General features: G+C 54.1%; 15 protein-coding genes and 1 riboswitch. Of the genes, 9 read left to right on the top strand and 6 right to left on the bottom strand.

The annotated features are described in order from the left end of the window. Positions 1–71: 71 nt before the first annotated feature. Positions 72–1,748 carry a CotH kinase family protein gene (locus BT142_RS06750; RefSeq protein ID WP_072417442.1) on the bottom strand — a complete coding sequence of 559 codons (1,677 nt, stop codon included), beginning with the start codon at positions 1,746–1,748 and terminating at the stop codon, positions 72–74. A 230-nt stretch (positions 1,749–1,978) separates the two neighbouring features. On the opposite strand from BT142_RS06750, the gene uvrB reads away from it, so the two are divergent. The 9 genes from uvrB to BT142_RS06795 all read left to right on the top strand — a co-directional run bounded on the left by uvrB (position 1,979) and on the right by BT142_RS06795 (position 12,069). Next, a complete protein-coding gene (uvrB, locus tag BT142_RS06755; RefSeq protein ID WP_072417443.1) occupies positions 1,979–3,946 on the top strand; it encodes an excinuclease ABC subunit UvrB in 1,968 nt (655 codons plus the stop codon). Between the two features lie 4 nt (positions 3,947–3,950). After that, positions 3,951–4,676, top strand: a complete 726-nt coding sequence (locus BT142_RS06760) for a hypothetical protein (RefSeq protein ID WP_072417444.1) — start codon at positions 3,951–3,953, stop codon at positions 4,674–4,676. A 23-nt stretch (positions 4,677–4,699) separates the two neighbouring features. Next, complete coding sequence (gene uvrA / locus BT142_RS06765) at positions 4,700–7,534, top strand: excinuclease ABC subunit UvrA (RefSeq protein WP_072417445.1); 2,835 nt, start codon at positions 4,700–4,702, stop codon at positions 7,532–7,534. A gap of 210 nt (positions 7,535–7,744) precedes the next feature. Beyond that, entirely contained in the window at positions 7,745–8,947 is a 1,203-nt protein-coding gene (locus BT142_RS06770; protein ID WP_175444901.1) for a 2-hydroxyacyl-CoA dehydratase, read from the top strand. Beyond that, positions 8,944–9,144: a hypothetical protein gene (locus BT142_RS06775; protein ID WP_072417447.1), complete on the top strand. Its 201-nt coding sequence runs from the start codon at positions 8,944–8,946 to the stop codon at positions 9,142–9,144. Before BT142_RS06770 ends, BT142_RS06775 begins: the two co-directional genes overlap by 4 nt. Further along, entirely contained in the window at positions 9,141–9,719 is a 579-nt protein-coding gene (locus BT142_RS18650) for a hypothetical protein (RefSeq protein ID WP_139182189.1), read from the top strand. Before BT142_RS06775 ends, BT142_RS18650 begins: the two co-directional genes overlap by 4 nt. A gap of 36 nt (positions 9,720–9,755) precedes the next feature. Continuing rightward, a complete protein-coding gene (locus BT142_RS06785; RefSeq protein WP_072417449.1) occupies positions 9,756–10,727 on the top strand; it encodes an RluA family pseudouridine synthase in 972 nt (323 codons plus the stop codon). 183 nt (positions 10,728–10,910) lie between these two features. Beyond that, the gene (locus tag BT142_RS06790; protein WP_072417450.1) at positions 10,911–11,801 is read left to right on the top strand and encodes a PHP domain-containing protein; all 891 of its coding nucleotides are present in this window, start codon (positions 10,911–10,913) and stop codon (positions 11,799–11,801) included. A gap of 13 nt (positions 11,802–11,814) precedes the next feature. Beyond that, positions 11,815–12,069: a TIGR03905 family TSCPD domain-containing protein gene (locus tag BT142_RS06795; protein ID WP_072417451.1), complete on the top strand. Its 255-nt coding sequence runs from the start codon at positions 11,815–11,817 to the stop codon at positions 12,067–12,069. Positions 12,070–12,308: 239 nt separating this feature from the next. On the opposite strand, the gene BT142_RS06800 is transcribed toward BT142_RS06795, so the two are convergent. The 5 genes from BT142_RS06800 to BT142_RS06820 all read right to left on the bottom strand — a co-directional run bounded on the left by BT142_RS06800 (position 12,309) and on the right by BT142_RS06820 (position 18,274). Next, entirely contained in the window at positions 12,309–12,911 is a 603-nt protein-coding gene (locus BT142_RS06800) for a folate family ECF transporter S component (protein WP_072417452.1), read from the bottom strand. 74 nt (positions 12,912–12,985) lie between these two features. Beyond that, positions 12,986–13,088: riboswitch (THF riboswitch) on the bottom strand. A gap of 41 nt (positions 13,089–13,129) precedes the next feature. Next, positions 13,130–14,098: a 6-phosphofructokinase gene (gene pfkA / locus BT142_RS06805; RefSeq protein ID WP_072417453.1), complete on the bottom strand. Its 969-nt coding sequence runs from the start codon at positions 14,096–14,098 to the stop codon at positions 13,130–13,132. 191 nt (positions 14,099–14,289) lie between these two features. Then, positions 14,290–16,113: a protein kinase domain-containing protein gene (locus BT142_RS06810; protein WP_072417454.1), complete on the bottom strand. Its 1,824-nt coding sequence runs from the start codon at positions 16,111–16,113 to the stop codon at positions 14,290–14,292. A 169-nt stretch (positions 16,114–16,282) separates the two neighbouring features. Beyond that, complete coding sequence (locus BT142_RS06815; protein ID WP_072417455.1) at positions 16,283–17,167, bottom strand: zinc ribbon domain-containing protein; 885 nt, start codon at positions 17,165–17,167, stop codon at positions 16,283–16,285. Between the two features lie 537 nt (positions 17,168–17,704). After that, positions 17,705–18,274, bottom strand: coding sequence for a LysR family transcriptional regulator (locus tag BT142_RS06820; protein ID WP_072417456.1), 570 nt, complete (start codon positions 18,272–18,274; stop codon positions 17,705–17,707). Between the last annotated feature and the right edge of the window lie 24 nt (positions 18,275–18,298).

Genomic DNA, 18,298 nt, shown 5'->3' on the forward strand with positions numbered 1-18,298 from the left:
CATATACCTTCTACCAAACAGATGACCCGAATGCTCGTAAAGGAACATTCGGGTCATTTGCTGTATATCGGTCAGTTATGCCATTCGCTGTTGAGGAAGTCCACACGGGTGGTGAGCCAGTTTTTGAAGTAGTCGGCGGCTTCCTTTTCGGTCTTGCAGGCCGCGGAGGCTCTGCACCACTCGTTCGCGGCGGCGTTGAAGCGGATGTTGTCCCACTTGTCGTAGTTCATCTCAAACGCCTTTTCATACGCTGACGAATCATCACCGACCGACTGAATCGCACGCTCGAAAACGCCGCTGTCGTAGGCTTTTGTCCAGCGTTCCTTCACGGTATCCACGTACCAGTCCTCGTTCATCAGGACTGCGAGCCAGGGGTTGATGGTCTTGTACTGATCGTTCACGTCGCTGACGATGTTCGCGGCGTAGAAACCCTCGCCCGTGGCACAGCGGTCTTTGTTGCCGAGGGCGGAATCGAAATCCCACGGCGCTTCAAAGGTCAGCTTTTTGCTGCCGCCCTCGCCGAAATCCACATCCATAAAGAAGCTCGACCAGTAGATATCCGCGTCGCAGGCAAGCTCACAGAGGATATACGAATCGGCGAGAGACTTCACATCGACGACGGCTTCCACCGCCTGCTGAGGGGTAAGGGAGCTGTCCTCGGTTATCTCGGTATAGTCGCTGTTGAAGGTGTACGCCTTGTCGTTATAAGCGGCTTCGTACATTATCTTGTAGACGTTGGAGACATACGACGCGATGAAGTCGTGCTGTTCCTTTGAGTATATCTCGCTCTTGACGGAGATGCCCACGTTGTTCCTGCCGCCGCAGAGCGGAGTCGCGGTTCTGCCGCTGCCGCCCTTGCCGTCGTATGGGGTCAGAGCCGCGTCCTTGCAGTAGCTGACGAAGAACTGATGGAGGTCATCCTCGTTGTAATAGTAGCCGTCGTACTCAAGGAAGTAGCCGATATCGGTGCCCGTGTAGTCCTTCTCGGCTTCGGTGATGTCTATCCTGCCCGACTTTATCTGCTGCATCTCGGCAAGCAGGTACACGCCGAAATACTCGCCGTTGACGGTAAGCTCCACCAGCTTTGCGTCGGAGGAATAGTAGCCGTCCTCGCCCAGTATCTCACGGGCGATCTGCAAGGCGGTCTTGTTGCGCAGCATGGAGATGTCCTTGTACTCGGCGAGCAGCACCCAGTTCTTGAACTCCGCGCCGCCGTTCAGACCGAGCACCGACTGCTTCTTGTCGAAGCTGATCCTGAGGGGCTTCTTGTCGTAGGAGGTCGTCCAGTTGCCGCGGACTTTCGCCTTCGCGTCAACGGTGTCCAGCTGTACCGAACCGTCGGTATCGGTGACGGTGACGAGACAATCCTCGTAGTAAGGCTCGGGGGGCATCTTATAGCCCGGAGTCCACGAAGCGATGGATTCGGCAACGTGCTTCGCGACGGGCTTTGTCACGAAGTTGAGAGCGTTCGCATCGTCACTCTTTGTCTGCACCGCGATAACGGGCATGGTGCCGCTTGTCTCGGCAGTCTTGACGACGGTATTACCGCCCTCATCCTTCTTGTCCTTTTTATCTTTTTTGTCTTTCTTGTCCTTTTTATCCTTCTTGTCTTTCTTTTCGGGCTTGCCCTCGGACTGTGAGACCGCAGTATCCGCACCTTCCGAAGCCGTGCTCTGCTGTCCCGAAGCGCATCCCGTCAGCAGGCAGAACGCCAGCAGACAAGCCGCTGTTCTCTTAAATATTTTCATAGTGTCACCTCTCTGTTGTTCCTTTGCAGTTGTTTTTCCGCAATTATCAAACACAATTATACCACCTGAGCACGCTGTTGTCAACACTATTATTGCAGTCGGAACGGCGATATTGCGCGATGTTCACATCGTTCATATCAGCGTCACAAATTATTCTCATCTGACCTGTTTGTTGAAGTGGGTTTTTGAGGTATAATTAGTATGTATACTCATTTAAAGGAGGGGCAGATATGGATCATTTTGAGCTGGTCAGCGACTACAAGCCCGCAGGCGATCAGCCCGAGGCTATCGACAAGCTCGTTGAGGGGATCAACAGCGGCATGAAGGAACAGACTCTGCTGGGCGTTACGGGTTCGGGCAAGACCTTCACAATGGCGAACGTCATCGCCCGTGTCAACCGACCTACCCTCGTGCTGGCACACAACAAGATACTCGCGGCACAGCTCTGTTCGGAGTTCCGCGAGTTCTTCCCCAACAATGCTGTGGAATACTTCGTCAGCTACTACGACTACTACCAGCCCGAAGCGTACATCCCGAGCAAGGACGTCTACATCGAAAAGGACAGCTCGATAAACGACGAGATAGACAAGATGCGCCACTCGGCGACCTCGGCTATCGCTGAACGCCGCGACGTTATCATCGTGGCTTCGGTCAGCTGTATCTACTCCCTCGGCGACCCCGAAGAGTACAAGTCGATGGTGGTCTCGCTCCGCCCCGGTATGGAGCTGAGCCGTGAGGAGCTGGTGGCGAAGCTGGTGGGCATCCAGTACGAACGTAACGACATCGACTTTTCGAGAAACAAGTTCAGGGTGCGGGGCGACATTGTCGAGATATACCCTGCCGCCAACACCGATACCGCGCTTCGCGTCGAGTTCTTCGGGGACGAGATAGACCGCATCAGCGAGATAAACGTGGTGACGGGCGAGGTGCTCGCAAGGCTTGCCCATGCGGCGGTGTTCCCTGCCACTCACTACATCGTCGGCAGGGACAAGATGATGGAAGCCATCGAGGACATCCGCGCCGAGATGGAAGAGCGGGTCGAGTACTTCAAGAGCAAAGATATGCTCATCGAGGCTCAGCGCATAAAGGAACGCACAAACTACGACATCGAGATGCTGGAGGAGATAGGCTTCTGCTCGGGCATCGAGAACTATTCGAGAGTGCTTGCACGCAGACCCGCAGGGTCGGTGCCCTATACCCTGCTGGACCATCTGCCGAAGGATTTCCTGCTGATGGTGGACGAGAGCCACGTCAGCCTGCCCCAGGTCAGGGGTATGTACGCAGGCGACCGCGCACGAAAGGACACCCTCATCGAGTACGGTTTCCGTCTGCCGAGCGCGAGAGACAACCGACCGCTGACCTTCGATGAGTTCTATGAACATATCGGACAGGCAGTGTTCGTGTCGGCGACCCCCGGACCTATCGAGCAGGAAAAGAGCGAGCAGGTGGTCGAACAGCTGATACGCCCGACGGGACTTCTCGACCCCGAGATAGACGTTCGTCCCACCGAAGGTCAGATAGAAGACCTGCTCAGCGAGATAAACAAACGCATCGAGAAGGGGCAGCGCGTGCTGGTCACCACCCTGACAAAGAAGATGGCGGAAGACCTGACCAACTACCTCAAGGGCTTCGGGATAAAGGTGCGTTATATGCACCACGGCATCGACACTATCGAGCGAATGGAGATAATCCGCGATCTGAGACTCGGCGAGTTCGACGTGCTGGTAGGCATCAACCTGCTGAGAGAGGGTCTTGACATACCCGAAGTTTCGCTGGTGGCGATACTCGACGCGGACAAGGAAGGCTTCCTGCGTTCGGAGAGTTCGCTGATACAGACGATAGGACGCGCCGCGAGAAACGCAGAGGGTCACGTCATCATGTACGCTGACACGGTCACGGGTTCGATGGAACGCGCTATACGCGAGACGAACCGCCGCCGCGAATTGCAGATGAAGTTCAACGAGGAACACGGTATCGTTCCCGAGACCATCATCAAGGACATCCGCGACGTTATCGAGATCTCCACAAAGGAAGAGGTCGAGTACAGCGCTCGTCAGAAGTCGAAGCTGTCAAAGGCGGAGACTCAGCAGCTTATCGACAAGCTGACAAGACAGATGAAGGAAGCCGCAAAGATGCTCGAATTCGAGCACGCGGCTTTCCTCAGAGACAAGATAAACGAACTCAGGAACGGAGAATAACGGGATGAAGCACGGAAAGAAAATGATGGCGCTCCTCGTGGGCGCTGCCGTACTGCCTGCGGCGCTGATACTGTCGGGGTGCAGACTTACGGGCGACTATTACAACAGCAGCAGATACCGCAAGGCAGGCATAAAAGCTATCGAAAAAAGATATGACATCGATCTCACCTACATAGACGACCATGTCAAACCGTCGGGAAACGTGTTCGGTTCGCGTTCAGAGAAGCTGGATATAAACGTGAAGTGTGACGACCTTCCCGACAAGGTGATCGAGATATACAGCGCCGACGGAAAGACTTTCGGCAGCGACTATATCAACAAGCTGTACGAGGACGACACGGTGTCGGAGATACGCTCCCTCGCGCAGGAAGTCTATGATGATGAGAATATAAAGGTGGTCATTGACAAGAGCTTTGTCAACGACCTTGACGCAGATACTTCGCTGGACGGGTATCTCGAATCGGGTCAGATAGACTTTGTCATGATAATGACCACCGACAGCAAGGACATCGAAGGCGATTACGCAAAGTTCATGGACAAGATGATCGAGCGCAGGATAAACTGCTCGCCGTCGGTTTATTATTTCACGGAATATGTTTACGGCGATGACGATGTAAACGTCGCGCTGATCGACAACGGATACAAGATTGGACGAATGGCACCCGAGTCGATTTACAGCACACTCGATGAAAATTTCAAAAAGGATTATACGTTTATCGGCTTTTTCTGATATGATAAAAAAGGAAGTAGAAAATGCAAAGCAACAAGATAATCATTCGCGGAGCAAGGGAACACAACCTGAAAAATGTGGACGTTGAGATACCCCGTGACAAGCTCATCGTAATGACGGGACTTTCGGGGTCGGGCAAGTCTTCGCTGGCGTTCGACACGATATTCGCCGACGGTCAGAGAAGATACATGGAGTCGCTTTCGAGCTACGCAAGGCAGTTCCTCGGGCAGATGGAAAAGCCCGACGTTGACTCCATCGAGGGGCTCTCCCCCGCTATCTCCATCGACCAGAAGACCACCTCGAAAAACCCGCGCTCGACCGTCGGGACCGTCACGGAGATATACGACTACCTGCGTTTGCTGTACGCACGCATCGGCGTGCCTCACTGCCCCGTCTGCGGACGTGAGATAAACCAGCAGAGCGTCGATCAGATAGTTGACAGCATCATGGAGCTTCCCGAGCGCACCAAGATACTGCTCCTCGCGCCTATCGTAAAGGGCCGCAAGGGCGAACACAAGCGCGAGCTTGAAAACGCACGCAAGCAGGGCTTCGTGCGCGTCCGCATCGACGGCGAGGACTATGAGCTCACCGACGACATCAAACTGGACAAGAACAAGAAGCACCTCATCGAGATAGTTGTGGACAGACTCATCATCAAAGAGGGCATCAAGAGCAGACTCACCGACTCGATAGAGCTCATCACCTCGCTGACCGAGGGCATGGTGGTCATCGACGTGCAGGGGGGCGAGAAGATGGTGTTCTCCACCAGCTACGCCTGCCCCGAACACGGCATCTCCCTGCCCGAATTACAGCCGAGGATGTTCTCGTTCAACAACCCCTTCGGAGCCTGCCCGACCTGCACGGGTCTCGGCGTGTTCAAGAAGGTCGATCCCGAGATCATCATCCCCGACAAGAACCTCTCGATACGTGAGGGCGCTATCAAGGCGAACGGCTGGAACAGTCTCGGTGAGGACAGCGTTGCGATGAGCTACTTCAACGCCATCAGTGAAAAGTACGGCATCTCGCTGGACGTTCCCGTGAAGAAACTCACGAAGGAACAGCTGGACATCTTCCTTTACGGAACGGGCTCGGAGAAGCTGGAGCTCCGGAGGGGCGTGGGCTGGTTCGGCGACCTGTACAACACCTCGTTCGAGGGCGTCATCAACAACCTCGAACGCCGCTACAACCGAGAGAACGCCACCGACTCCACCAAGTCCGAGATAGAGGCATACATGAGCGAGCACCCCTGCCCCGACTGCAAGGGCCGCAGGCTCAACCGTGAGAGCCTTTCGGTCACGGTGGGCGGTCTGAACATCTATGAGCTGACCGAGCTTTCGGTCACCGACGCGCTGGCTTTCTTCGACGGGCTGAAACTCTCGAAGCGCGACAGCATCATCGGCGCGAGGATAATCAAGGAGATACGCGAAAGGCTCGGATTCCTCAACAGTGTGGGGCTTGAATACCTCACTCTTGCGAGGTCGAGCGGAACGCTGTCGGGCGGCGAGAGCCAGCGCATCCGCCTTGCGACCCAGATAGGTTCGTCGCTGATGGGCGTGCTCTACATCCTCGACGAGCCGTCGATAGGTCTGCACCAGCGCGACAATGACAAGCTGATAGCGACCCTCAAACGTCTGCGCGACCTCGGCAACACGCTCATCGTGGTCGAGCACGACGAGGACACCATGCGCGCTTCGGACTTCATCGTGGACGTAGGCCCCGGAGCAGGCGTTCACGGCGGTGAGATAGTCTGCACGGGAACGGTGGACGAGATAATGAAGTGCGAGCGTTCGTGGACGGGGCGCTACCTGTCGGGTGCGCTGAAGATACCCGTCCCCGAGAAGCGCCGCGAAGGAAACGGCGAGTATCTGCGGGTGTTCGGGGCTTGCGAGAACAACCTGAAGAACATCGACGTAGAGATACCGCTCGGGGTGTTCACCTGTGTGACGGGCGTTTCGGGTTCGGGAAAAAGTTCGCTGGTGAACGAGATAATCTCGAAACACCTGAGTGCCCAGCTGAACCGCGCACGCACACGCGCAGGCAAGTTCGACCGCATCGAAGGGATCGAACATCTCGACAAGGTGATACACATCGACCAGTCGCCCATCGGCAGGACGCCGCGCTCGAACCCCGCGACCTACACGGGCGTATTCGCAGACATCCGCGAGCTGTTCGCCTCCACGTCCGATGCGAAGGCGCACGGCTACGGGGCGGGGCGTTTCTCCTTCAACGTCAAGGGCGGACGCTGTGAAGCCTGCGAGGGCGACGGAATCCTCAAGATCGAGATGCACTTCCTGCCCGACGTTTATGTCCCCTGCGAGGTCTGCCGCGGCAAGCGCTACAACCGCGAGACCCTTGAAGTCCGCTACAAGGGCAAGAACATCTACGACGTGCTCGAAATGACCGTCGAAGAGGGGGCGAAGTTCTTCGAGAACATCCCGAAGATAAAGCGCCGCATGGACACGCTTGTGGAAGTGGGTCTGGGCTACGTAAAGATCGGTCAGCCTGCGACGACCCTTTCGGGCGGCGAGGCACAGCGCGTGAAGCTCGCGACCGAGCTGTCGAAGCGTGCTACGGGACGCACCTTCTACATCCTCGACGAGCCGACCACGGGACTTCATTCCGCGGACGTACACAAGCTCATCGAGGTACTGCAAAAGCTCGCTGACACGGGCAACACGGTGCTTGTCATCGAGCACAATCTCGACGTGATAAAGTCTGCCGACCACATCATCGACCTCGGACCCGAGGGCGGAAGCGGCGGCGGTACTGTCATCTGCACGGGTACGCCCGAGGAAGTTGCCGAATGTGCTGAGTCTTACACTGGGCATTATCTGAAAAAGATGCTGACTAATAAGTAAGGTTTGGGTATATTTTTCCCTTCGGGGAAATTGGGGGTTTGCCGTTTTTATGTTGGTCTTTACTTGTGCGCTTTACGCGATATTGCTGAATTCCCTACGTGCCTCCGGCAGCTGGGGTCCCCTTTAAAAAGGGTCTCCCCCAGACCCCCTCCTAAAGTTTGATTCCCCGGCATGGACGGGACGGTTGTTGTGTTTATTGGAGGTGTTGTTTTGAAACGGTTCACTATTCTTATTCCTGCTATGCTCGATGATACTTTCGGGCTGTTAAAGTGCGCCTTCGCTTCGCCCTCCGTCAGGGTACTGATACTCTACAACACCCGCGACGCTCTTAACACAGGGCTCAGACGCGTCCATAACGACATCTGCGCTCCCTGCGCTATCATGACGGGTCAGCTGATAAAGGCGCTCCGAAGCGGAAAGATAGACGTCGAAAACTGCGCCTTCCTTACCGCTCAGGCAGGGGACGCCTGCCGCGGCTCAAACTACATCCCTCTCATCCGCCGCGCCCTGAAAAATGAAGGCTTTGACATACCCGTGCTCTCCCTCAACTTCCTCGATATGGAAGAAGGCGCACGGTTCCGCCTCTCACCGTCGTTCCTGTTCAAATGCACGGCGGCGGTATTCTACAGCGACATCCTCATGATACTGCGCAGTCAGGTCAGACCCTACGAGGTCGAAAAAGGCTCGGCAGACGCGCTCTATGACCGCTGGATAAAACGCTTCAGACGCGAGATATTCCGCGGCGAGGGGCTCGACCCCGTGACCATGTGCCGCCGCTTTGGCGAGATAGCCGACAGCTTCGCCGCCATCGAGCGCCGACGTGAAAAACGCACACGGGTCGGATTCGTGGGGGAGCTGTACATGAAGTACTGCGCCATCGGCAACCGCGACCTGCGCGGATTCTACGAGCGGCGCGGCGCCGAGGTGGTCATTAACGGCTTTTCCTGGTACTGCCTGTACTACATCGACAGCCACCTCACCGCCGAGACAGAACTCGGCGCGGTCATGCGGACGGGCTACAGGATAGCAGGCGGCTATTTTACGCTGCTGCAAAAGCGGATGGTCAGTGCGATACGAAGCCGCGGATTCAGCAGTTTCGAGCCGTTCCCCGAGTTCAAGTGTCTCGCCGAGCGGCACATCCCCTGCATCTGTCCCACAGGTGACGGCTGGCTCATCGGTGCGGAGATATGCGGACTCGCCGAGATGGGAGTCGGCCGCTGTGCCTGCCTGCAGCCCTTCGGGTGTATGCCGAACCACGTCTGCGGACGCGGACTGTACAGCTCGATACAGCGCAGGCTCGGTAACATACGTCTGCAAAGCATCGACTTCGACAGTTCCCTGCCCGACGTGAACATATACAACCGTGCGGAACTGCTGCTCACGCCCGATTTCAAAGGAAGTGAAAGGATATGAGCGAAGAACAGAAACTGCCCCTCGGCAGGATTTATCAGAATTTTGCGGGGCAGCTGTGCAGCTGTTATTCTACGGGGGCTTTTCCGAATGACGCGAGTCAGGACACGCGGCATTATCTGATGCTGCAAATGAAGAGGCTCGCGGCGCTCGGGATAACTGCCGAAAAGAAGCTGGCCGACAGGACAGCCTGTTCATGAATTACACCGTCTACGACCGCTACGAGAGCACATCGCCGTACTCGAAGGACGGCAGCCTGCTGTTTTCGGACAGGGACAAGGTGGTGCTTTTCGAGATGGTGCAGCTTCCGAAAAACGGCTGTGTACACTGCGGAACGAGCTTTCTGATGAGCGACCTCTACCCGAGGGTCACCAGCTACTTTTTCATGCGTGACTACAGCAGGAAAAAGACTGAGCTGATAAAAGGGATGGTGCCTTCGTGCCGTGGGGTAGTTCTGCTGACCCTCATCGACATCGCAAAGAACGGCTTTGACGGCGCGGGGCTGGGTAAAGGTCTGCGCGGAGCGGACAAATTCGGCGGTCGTGAACGGCATCTGCACGGTCTCGACCTTCCTTTACATGGACTGCCTGCACTCTTCGGAGGGCAGGATAACAAAATCGTCCGACAAGTTCCGCATGGACGCGATGAAAAACATCCGCAGACCCACCGAGCTCACATTTTCGTTCAAGGCGGTCAGCTGTCACGAATGCGGCGGCAGCTTCGACGCGGAGAAGGTCAAGGTCTGCCCCTACTGCGGTGCAGAATATCACCTTGAAGATAACAACAGGGTAGTTACCCGTCTGGAGAAAGCATGAGAGAATTTACTGTTGGTAAAAACGACGCGGGTCAGCGTGCGGACAAGTTCCTGCAAAAAGCCTGCCCCGCACTCCCGAAAAGCGCGATGTACAAATACATCCGCAAGAAAAGCATAAAATGCAACGGAAAACGGCTGGACATCGCTCAGAAACTCTGCGAGGGCGACGTCATCACCATGTACATAAACGATGAGTTCTTTGCGAAAGCCGACTCGCCCATGAGTTTCGCGGCGGCTGGCGACAGGCTTGAGATAGTGTACGAGGACGAGAACATCCTGCTGCTCGACAAGCCCGTGGGACTGGTCGTACACGAGGACGAGAGCGGCACGCCCGACACGCTCATAAACCGCGTGCTGAAATATCTCAACGGCAAGGGCGAATTCGACCCCGCCGCCGAGCTTTCCTTCACGCCCGCCCTCTGCAACCGCATCGACCGCAACACGCAGGGCATCGTCATCTGCGCGAAGACCGCCGAAGCGCTCCGCGTCATGAACCAGAAGATAAAGGACAGAGAACTGTCCAAAAAATATCTCTGCATCACCGTTGGAATTCCATCCAAAAAAGAGGACACTTTGCGTGATTACTGCTTCAAGGACGAGCGGACAAAGACCGTGACCGTCAGCGCAAAAAAGCTCGACGGCTACAAGACTATGGTGACAAAATACCGCGTGCTCGCAGAGGACAGGAACAACGGGCTCGCACTGGTGGAAGTTGACCTCATCACGGGTCGCACCCATCAGATACGCGCTCACATGGCACACATCGGCTGTCCGCTCCTCGGCGACGGCAAGTATGGAATAAACCGCGTCAACCGCACATACAATATTAAGACACAGGCGCTGTGCTCCCACAGCCTGACCTTTGGATTCACCACCGACGCAGGTTCGCTGGGGTATCTGAACGGGAAAAACTTTACCGTCGGAGATGTCTGGTTCGTGAAAAAATTCTTCCCTGACCAGCGTCTGTGAGCCATTTCACAGCAAATTTGTAGGAATAATTGTTGCAGTTTCACAATATCAATATGCAAATTACAGCAAGATGTACAAATGTAACAATTCCCCTTGCAATTTGTAAAAAAATATGGTATAATAGAATGCAGAAATTTTGTCATATGACAAAATACAGGCATTAGGATCTCGGAGGTGCGCTTTATGATAGGCGATCTGCACTGCCATACGACCCTTTCAGATGGTTCTCTCGGAATCGAAGAGGTCATTTTACAGGCAAAACGAATGAATCTTGACTATTTAGCCATTACAGACCATGACACACTGTCCTCGTCCAACCGTGCCCAGATACTCGGCGAACGCTACGGAATGAATATTATCCCCTCGGTCGAGCTATCGGCATGGGACAAGAAGCGCGGAGGCAAGGTACACATACTCTGCTACGCTCCGCAGAAGCCGGACAGGCTTGAGGGTCTGTGCCTGAAATCCTGCTCCATCAGGACAGAGTGCGCAAAGGACATGATAAACAAGATCATGGAGCGCTACCCCATACCGCAGGACGCTGTCAGAGTCTACACAAAAGGCTCGAAGAGTATTTTCAAACAGCACATAATGAGAGCACTCGTGAACTACGGCTACGCGACTGAGCTTTACGGCGAGGTCAACGACGAGCTTTTCGGCTACCCGAATGGCAGCTGCCTCGTGACGAGAGAGTATCCCGACGTGAACTTCGTGCTCGATCTTATACATTCGTCAAAGGGCGTGGCTGTTATGGCTCACCCCTTCATGCGCGGCTACGGAAACGGCAACCTTGATCTGCTCGACGAGCTTATCGAAAAGGGCAAGCTGGACGGCATCGAGGTGTTCCACTATTCCGCGAACGCCGAGCAGCAGAAGGCTCTGATGGACAGGTGCAGGGAGCATGACCTTATCGCGACGGGCGGCTCGGATTTCCACGGGCTGTACAACGCTGTGCCGACCTACATCGGAAGCCGATTTACCGACGACGAAAATATGCACCGACTGCTCGATATGATCGCTGCCAACAAACATAAAGCCAAGAAACACGGCGGCGAACTTACCGACATAGGATAAGGAGTGAAAAAGAATGGCAAAGTTCAGCTATACGCCGCATGGTGTCTGCTCGAAGCAGATCAATTTCGAGATCGAGGACGGCATCGTGAAGAACGTTGAGTTCATCGGCGGATGCAGCGGAAACACAAAGGGCGTGGCGAAGCTCGCGGCAGGCAGACCTGTTGACGAGATCGTGGAACTGCTCAAGAACACTGACTGCAACGGCAGAGGAACATCATGTCCCGATCAGCTCGCAAGAGCGCTCGAAGCCGCAGCTCAGCAGTCCTGACCAAAGCAAAAGAAAAAGGCTGTTGTCCGACAAAACGGACAGCAGCCTTTTTCTTTTGGGAGTTATATACGATTTTACGTGTTCTCTTAAAATAGCGAGAGTCTATCTACCCCTCCATATCAAACTAACAACATATCAAAAGTCTTTGGAAGAGGGTCTTGGGGGAGGACCTTTCTTCGAGCCGTACGAAGCAAAGGCAGGTTTCCCACAGGCAAGACCCGCACTCTCTACCAAAAACCTCAGACACCCGCAGTTTTGCCGAAAGTGCGCTTGTAGGCCATGAGGGATACGGGAAGAATGACGAACAGGAGCGGGATGTCGGCTCCGAGCTCGATTAAATTCTTTGCGATGCGGGCGGTCAGTGCGGCGGTGAGTGAATCGGCATGGATGAAACCGTAGTGAAGATTCAGGAAAGTGTTCATGAACAGGTTGATGACGAGAACGTCAAGAAGTCTCGCTATGACCGCTCTCACGAACAGGGTGATATCCGTGCCGTCGATAAGGATACGATGCTCGTCGTTCTTGTAGTACAGGCAGAGACCGTAGATAAGCCCCTGAAGCCCTGCGACCAGCGTGTACACGGGCAGGAATGTACCCGTCGGGTGTGCGATGAACCCGACAACATCGCAGACAAGTCCTGCCATGAAGCCCACCGTCGGTCCGAACAGCATACCTATCACCGCTATCGCCAGAAACGCGAAGTTCAGCTTCGCGAATGGCAGCTCGATGGTGAACATCTCGATGACCATCGAAACAGCGATGAAAATACCCGTTACCGTGAGTGTCCTCACCTTTGTCAGCTCTCTTGCCGACTTTACGAACATAGAAAAAAAGCTCTTCATGTGTAAACCTCCTTTTTACACAATGCCTCGTGCATAATCAAAGGTTCTCACGTAAAGAGCTTTTGAATTCAGCATTCAGCGGGATGCGAATACTGCACCGCAAGGGCGAACGTCCTTTTCGTCCCGACGGCAACTCCCCGTCCGTCAGGCACTTTACGCGCAGCACTCTACTCTGTAATGATCGCCCGTCTTTCCGGGCTGCCATATCTCAGACGATATCAGTAAGCGGTATCGTTAAAGATCTCGTATCTTCTGTTGAGGAATTCCTTCTTCATAGCAAGGCCTTCCTGAAGGTCAACGTCATAGACCTGACCATCCTTGAGACCAACGATGCGGTTGCCGATGCCCTGCTCAAGCAGTTCAACAGCGTGATAACCCATCTCGGTAGCAAGTACTCTGTCTCTGACAGTAGGCGAGCCGCCTCTCTGAACGTGGCCGAGAACGGTCACTCTGGACTCGATACCTGTCATTTCCTGAAGAGTTCTTGCGATAACGTCGGTCTGACCTACGCCCTCAGCAACAACGATGATGAAGTGATGCTTGCCGCCCTTGGAGTTAGCGGTCTTAATCATCTTAGCAGCGATAGCGTCAAGATCGTACTCTCTTTCGAGGGTGATGCAAGCCTCAGCGCCAACTGCGATAGCAACGTTGACAGCGATGTAGCCTGCCTTTCTGCCCATTACCTCAACGACCGAGCAGCGGTCATGAGACTGAGTAGTATCTCTGAGCTTATCGATCATCTCGATGCAGGTATTCATAGCGGTATCGTAACCGATGGTGTATTCGGTGCACTGGATATCGTTGTCGATAGTTCCGGGGATACCAACGCAGGGGATACCAACGCTGGAAAGGTCGCCTGCGCCTCTGAACGAGCCGTCGCCGCCGATAACTACGAGACCATCAATTCCGATCTCCTCGCATACAGCCTTGCCCTTGAGCACGCCTTCCATATTGCGGAATTCGGGACATCTTGCAGTGTAAAGGCAGGTACCGCCTCTCTGGATAATGCCCGATACAGCTCTTGCATCCATATCAATGATCTCTTTATTGAGCAGACCAACATAGCCTCTCTGGATACCTACGACTTCCATGCCCTTGCTGAGTGCTGCACGAGTTACTGCTCTTACAGCGGCGTTCATTCCTGGAGCGTCGCCTCCGCTTGTAAGCACTCCGATCTTCTTTGCCATATCTCTTCCTCCAACTTCCTTGGTGTATCAGCGCCGATATCTTAAACGTTTAACCCGACGTAGATGCACGTTATGTAACTTAACGCTCATGTAGTTATTTTACCACATCTCACCCCCCATGTCAAGTGTCTTAACAGTTATTTTACTAAACGACAAAAAAGCACGGATGCTATCCGTGCTTTTTATAAACTTTAGTATGTCGCCGCTTCGGTATCGGTGTAATCGTAGTAGTATTCGGACGAAGTATCATCCGACCAAGTCGATTCGCTGTCCGAACTGTCATCGGGTGCGGAGCTGTCCTCGGGCAGGCCCTTCGAGATATAAACGGTCAGCACATCACCGTTCTGAACGCTGATGTAGTAACCCGGCTCAAGACCCGTACCAACGACGTAGCCCTCGGGTATCTCCTCAGACTCGACATCCTCGGTAACGTAGATGATGCTCATCTCGCTGAGTATATCGAGGTACTGTTTCTTTGTCATGCCCTTGTATTCGGGCACCTGAACGTTTGCAGGTCCGAGACAAACTCTGAGTGTCAGCTTGTTCATAGCGGCAGGGTCGTAATCGACGCCTGCGGGGATGCTCTGTTCGCTGATGATACCCTTTTCGTCGGTATCCGAGTAGTAGGTCTTTGTCCTGATGGTGAAGCTCGTACCGAGCTCACGCTCAACAGTATCGAGTCTTTGACCCACAAGGTTAGGCATGATAGCGCCTGTACCGTAGGGCGAGACTTCCGCGCTCTCATCGGGGGGGAGCGTCACAGGGTTGGGGTTCTGGATGAGTATCTCGCTCTCATCGTCGGTATCGTTGGTCACGATGACCGAATCTCCGCCGTCGTCCTCGGGCGGCTGGAACACCTCGTAAAGCATGAATATACCCACGATAAGCAGAAGTGCCAGAAGAATAAAGCCCATGACCGTAAGTGCGGCGTTGCTCTTTTTCTTCGCGTACTGTTCGGGGTAAGGTTCGCCGTAGTACTCGTCCTGAGGCGGGTTCTGCTGAGGTTTCACGACGGGTATGGTCTGAGTAGCGCCCTTAACGTGAGGTGACGGTTCGGGAACGTTCTCAAACAGCTCGCTCACCAGGTCGTTGATGCTCTGTATCCTGTCTCTGCTGTCCACCGCCATCGCGTTCATCAGCACGTTCGAGACGTGTCTCGGGATATGGGTATTTAGCCTTACGGCAGGGATGAGCGTATCATTGTTTATGCGGTTGTTCGCATCGGGCGGAACGTAGCCCGTGAGTATGCGGTAGATGACTGCCGCTATAGAATAAACATCGGTCCATGTTCCCTGCCATTCCTTTGAGGAATACTGCTCGGGAGCGGTATAACCAGAATAGAACTCATTCGAGAGCGCGGTGCCAGCCGTCCTTATCGAGCTTATGGAGAAGCCCGTTATCTTCAGCTCGCCCGTAGCGGTCACGATGATATTCTCGGGGCTGAGACCTCTGTGGATGATACCCGCATTATGGATGATGCTGAGGGTGGTGAAAAGCGGCATGAACAGCTTTTTCACCTGATTCCACTGGAGATAACCCCTGTTCGACTGTAAAAATTTCTTGAGTGAAACTCCCTCAACGTATTCAAGGATGACATAGCAGGTATTGTTCTCCGAGAACATATCCTTAGCCGTGCAGATGCTTTTGAGGCTGCGCATCCTTGTCAGGGTACGGTTCATATCCTGAAACTCCGACATATATGTCTTGTATTTTGCAAGACAGTCGGGATTAATCACGATATTCTTGCTCTTCATCTCGCGTTCGCAGAGCGTATCGGGCATATATTCCCTCAGCACCGCTTTCGACTTAGCCACGGTATCGTAGCATATATATGAAGCACCCTCACCGTTATAGGAGAGCATTTTTCCGACAATATATCTGTCGTTGAGCACCGTTCTCGGCGCAAGGTACGACTGCAAATGAGGAATGTCGTCGGTATAGGAGCAGTAGTGGCATACGCCGTATTCATCCAGAGGATTCATACAGCCCATACAGAGCTTTACATCCGTATCCAATCGATAACCTCCCTTTCCGTGCCGATAAGCTCGGCAGATATCGCGCAGTTACGCGGCTGCCGCGTGCAAAATCCGCAGCGTTCCCCGAATGCGCTCAAATTATATAATACCAGTAAAACGCCTAAATGTCAAGTAAGCATTTGATTTTGTATCAGAATTGTAATTAATGTTACATATTCTCAGGGAACAGAAGTTCCGACGTAAAGTAGCGGTACTTGCCCTTTTCGGTGAACACTACGCGCAGGATGACAGCCTGTTCGTCGTCATTGTCGCGCTTGTAGTAGTACTTGTAGGTATAGGTGGTGAGCCCGTTCTGGGAATAGCTGATACTGTAGGGCTTCATGTCTATCTCGCGGAGAACCGAGCTCTGCTTGTCGCCGTCGGTGAACCTTTCAAGGCTGACCTGAGAGGATTTTTTCACGCCGCGGACATCGTGCTTGACCACCGAGAAATCCGTGTAGGTCACATCGGTGATGAACTTCGCGTCGGAAAGGTCAAGGGTAACAGCCCACTCGGGGTACTTGATGCCCTGCACTTTCACGCTCTCGGTGCTCTCGCCGATGAGGTCGTATTTCATGGTGCTGTTCACGCCGTAGTAAGCCGAATTGTCCGCATAGAACAGGTCGCCGTCCTGATTCAGCTCGCCCACGCTCCTGCCGATGTACTCCGAAGCGACCTCGGAATAACGCTCGCCCTTCTTGCTCATGACAGAGTGGATGAGTATCAGCACCAGCACTATCACAGCGATGCCGAGCGCCGCGATAACGCCGATCTTGACGATCCTGAACTTGTCTGCGCCGCTCTTTATACCAGCTTCCCCCGCGCCCTCGTCCTTTCGGCTGACCTTGACGGGAACGGGAGCTTTATCCTTCGGCGGCTCGGGACGCTTGTCCTCGTGCCGCTTCACGGAAGCCTTTTCTTTTGTCTTATCTTTGCCCTTCCTGCCAAAAAGCCCCTTCTTCTCCTTCGGAACAACGCTTTTGAGCTGCACACCGCAGTAAATGCAGTTGTAATCCTCTGAAGAGACCTTCTTTCCACACTTAGGACAATTCATACAAACACCTCCAACATCCTCACGCGCTCTTTTCCACTGAGTGCCGTGCTTCTCGGGGGAAACCTTTCTGAAGAAAGGTTCTCCCACGGACCCCCTTCCAAAGACTTTTAATACTTTTTGGCTTTTGAGTGTCTCTTCCTTACTTTGTGCAGGTCGGAACATTTGTGGTTCTTCTTTTCATTAGTGCGGACATGCCAAAAAGACGTTCATGAGAGCGTAACGCTTCATTCAGATGACACTTTATAAATGGCGAGAGCCTATCTTCCCCAACACATCTAAATGACGAAAATATTAAAAGTTTTAGGAAAGGGGTCCGTGGGGGAGGACCCTTTTTCTAGCCGTGCGAAGCTAAGGCGGACGTGCGAAGCTAAGGCGGACGTGCGAAGCTAAGGCGGTCCCCCCCCCGCAAGACCCGCACTCTCCACCCGTACAAAACAGCCATATTCCGCAATACGTATCGGAAATGGGGGTTGTGAGGACTTTTATCTGATTATAACATATTGCAGGTAAAGAGTAAATACATAATTTATGAATTAGTCAAGGGAGGCGGCCGCGGACCAGTTCGAGGAGGCGTTCGTCGGGGTAGGATCTGTCCTCGCTCCTGCGGACGCTCAGCCACACGGTGAGCGGCACTGTTTCGAGGGCGTCGTTCTGTGGTTTTTCGAGGGTCACGGCGGCGTCACAGGAACCATCGGCGACCTGCTGAGATAGCTTTTCCGAGCCGCTCTCCCCGTCCGAGGATATGTCCACGTCGCCGATGCTGTCGGCATAGACCGCAAGTGCGTCAGCGGCGGCTTTCGGGAGCGGCTGAATCTCCGACACCACCCGAAGCGCCCCCGAACGTCTGCGGATATGCTCTTCGAGCCTGCCGTTCAGCTCGGTCTCAAGCTCCCTGAAACGCTTTGCGTACTCAACGAATATCTCGCCCTCGGGGGTCAGCGCCACGGGCGAACAGCTCCTGTCGAAAACTGCAAAACCCAGCTTCTGCTCGGCATTGATGATATACTGACTGAGCGAGGGCTGTGTCACGAAAAGCATTTTTGCAGCCTTTGAAAAGCTCCTGCACTCGGCGACTGCGAGTATGTATTCGACCTGCTGCGAGTTCATCCTTTGTACCTCCCGAAAGCATTC

This window comes from Ruminococcus sp. YE71, from assembly GCF_900119155.1.
Taxonomy (GTDB): Bacteria; Bacillota; Clostridia; order Oscillospirales; family Ruminococcaceae; genus YE71.

Excerpts from the sequence above, each read along its gene's own strand:
- BT142_RS06750 (WP_072417442.1), bottom strand. The coding sequence starts at position 1,748 with ATGAAAATATTTAAGAGAACAGCGGCTTGTCTGCTGGCGTTCTGCCTG.
- uvrB (WP_072417443.1), top strand. The coding sequence starts at position 1,979 with ATGGATCATTTTGAGCTGGTCAGCGACTACAAGCCCGCAGGCGATCAG.
- BT142_RS06760 (WP_072417444.1), top strand. The coding sequence starts at position 3,951 with ATGAAGCACGGAAAGAAAATGATGGCGCTCCTCGTGGGCGCTGCCGTA.
- uvrA (WP_072417445.1), top strand. The coding sequence starts at position 4,700 with ATGCAAAGCAACAAGATAATCATTCGCGGAGCAAGGGAACACAACCTG.
- BT142_RS06775 (WP_072417447.1), top strand. The coding sequence starts at position 8,944 with ATGAGCGAAGAACAGAAACTGCCCCTCGGCAGGATTTATCAGAATTTT.
- BT142_RS18650 (WP_139182189.1), top strand. The coding sequence starts at position 9,141 with ATGAATTACACCGTCTACGACCGCTACGAGAGCACATCGCCGTACTCG.
- BT142_RS06785 (WP_072417449.1), top strand. The coding sequence starts at position 9,756 with ATGAGAGAATTTACTGTTGGTAAAAACGACGCGGGTCAGCGTGCGGAC.
- BT142_RS06790 (WP_072417450.1), top strand. The coding sequence starts at position 10,911 with ATGATAGGCGATCTGCACTGCCATACGACCCTTTCAGATGGTTCTCTC.
- BT142_RS06795 (WP_072417451.1), top strand. The coding sequence starts at position 11,815 with ATGGCAAAGTTCAGCTATACGCCGCATGGTGTCTGCTCGAAGCAGATC.
- BT142_RS06800 (WP_072417452.1), bottom strand. The coding sequence starts at position 12,911 with ATGAAGAGCTTTTTTTCTATGTTCGTAAAGTCGGCAAGAGAGCTGACA.
- pfkA (WP_072417453.1), bottom strand. The coding sequence starts at position 14,098 with ATGGCAAAGAAGATCGGAGTGCTTACAAGCGGAGGCGACGCTCCAGGA.
- BT142_RS06815 (WP_072417455.1), bottom strand. The coding sequence starts at position 17,167 with ATGAATTGTCCTAAGTGTGGAAAGAAGGTCTCTTCAGAGGATTACAAC.
- BT142_RS06820 (WP_072417456.1), bottom strand. The coding sequence starts at position 18,274 with ATGAACTCGCAGCAGGTCGAATACATACTCGCAGTCGCCGAGTGCAGG.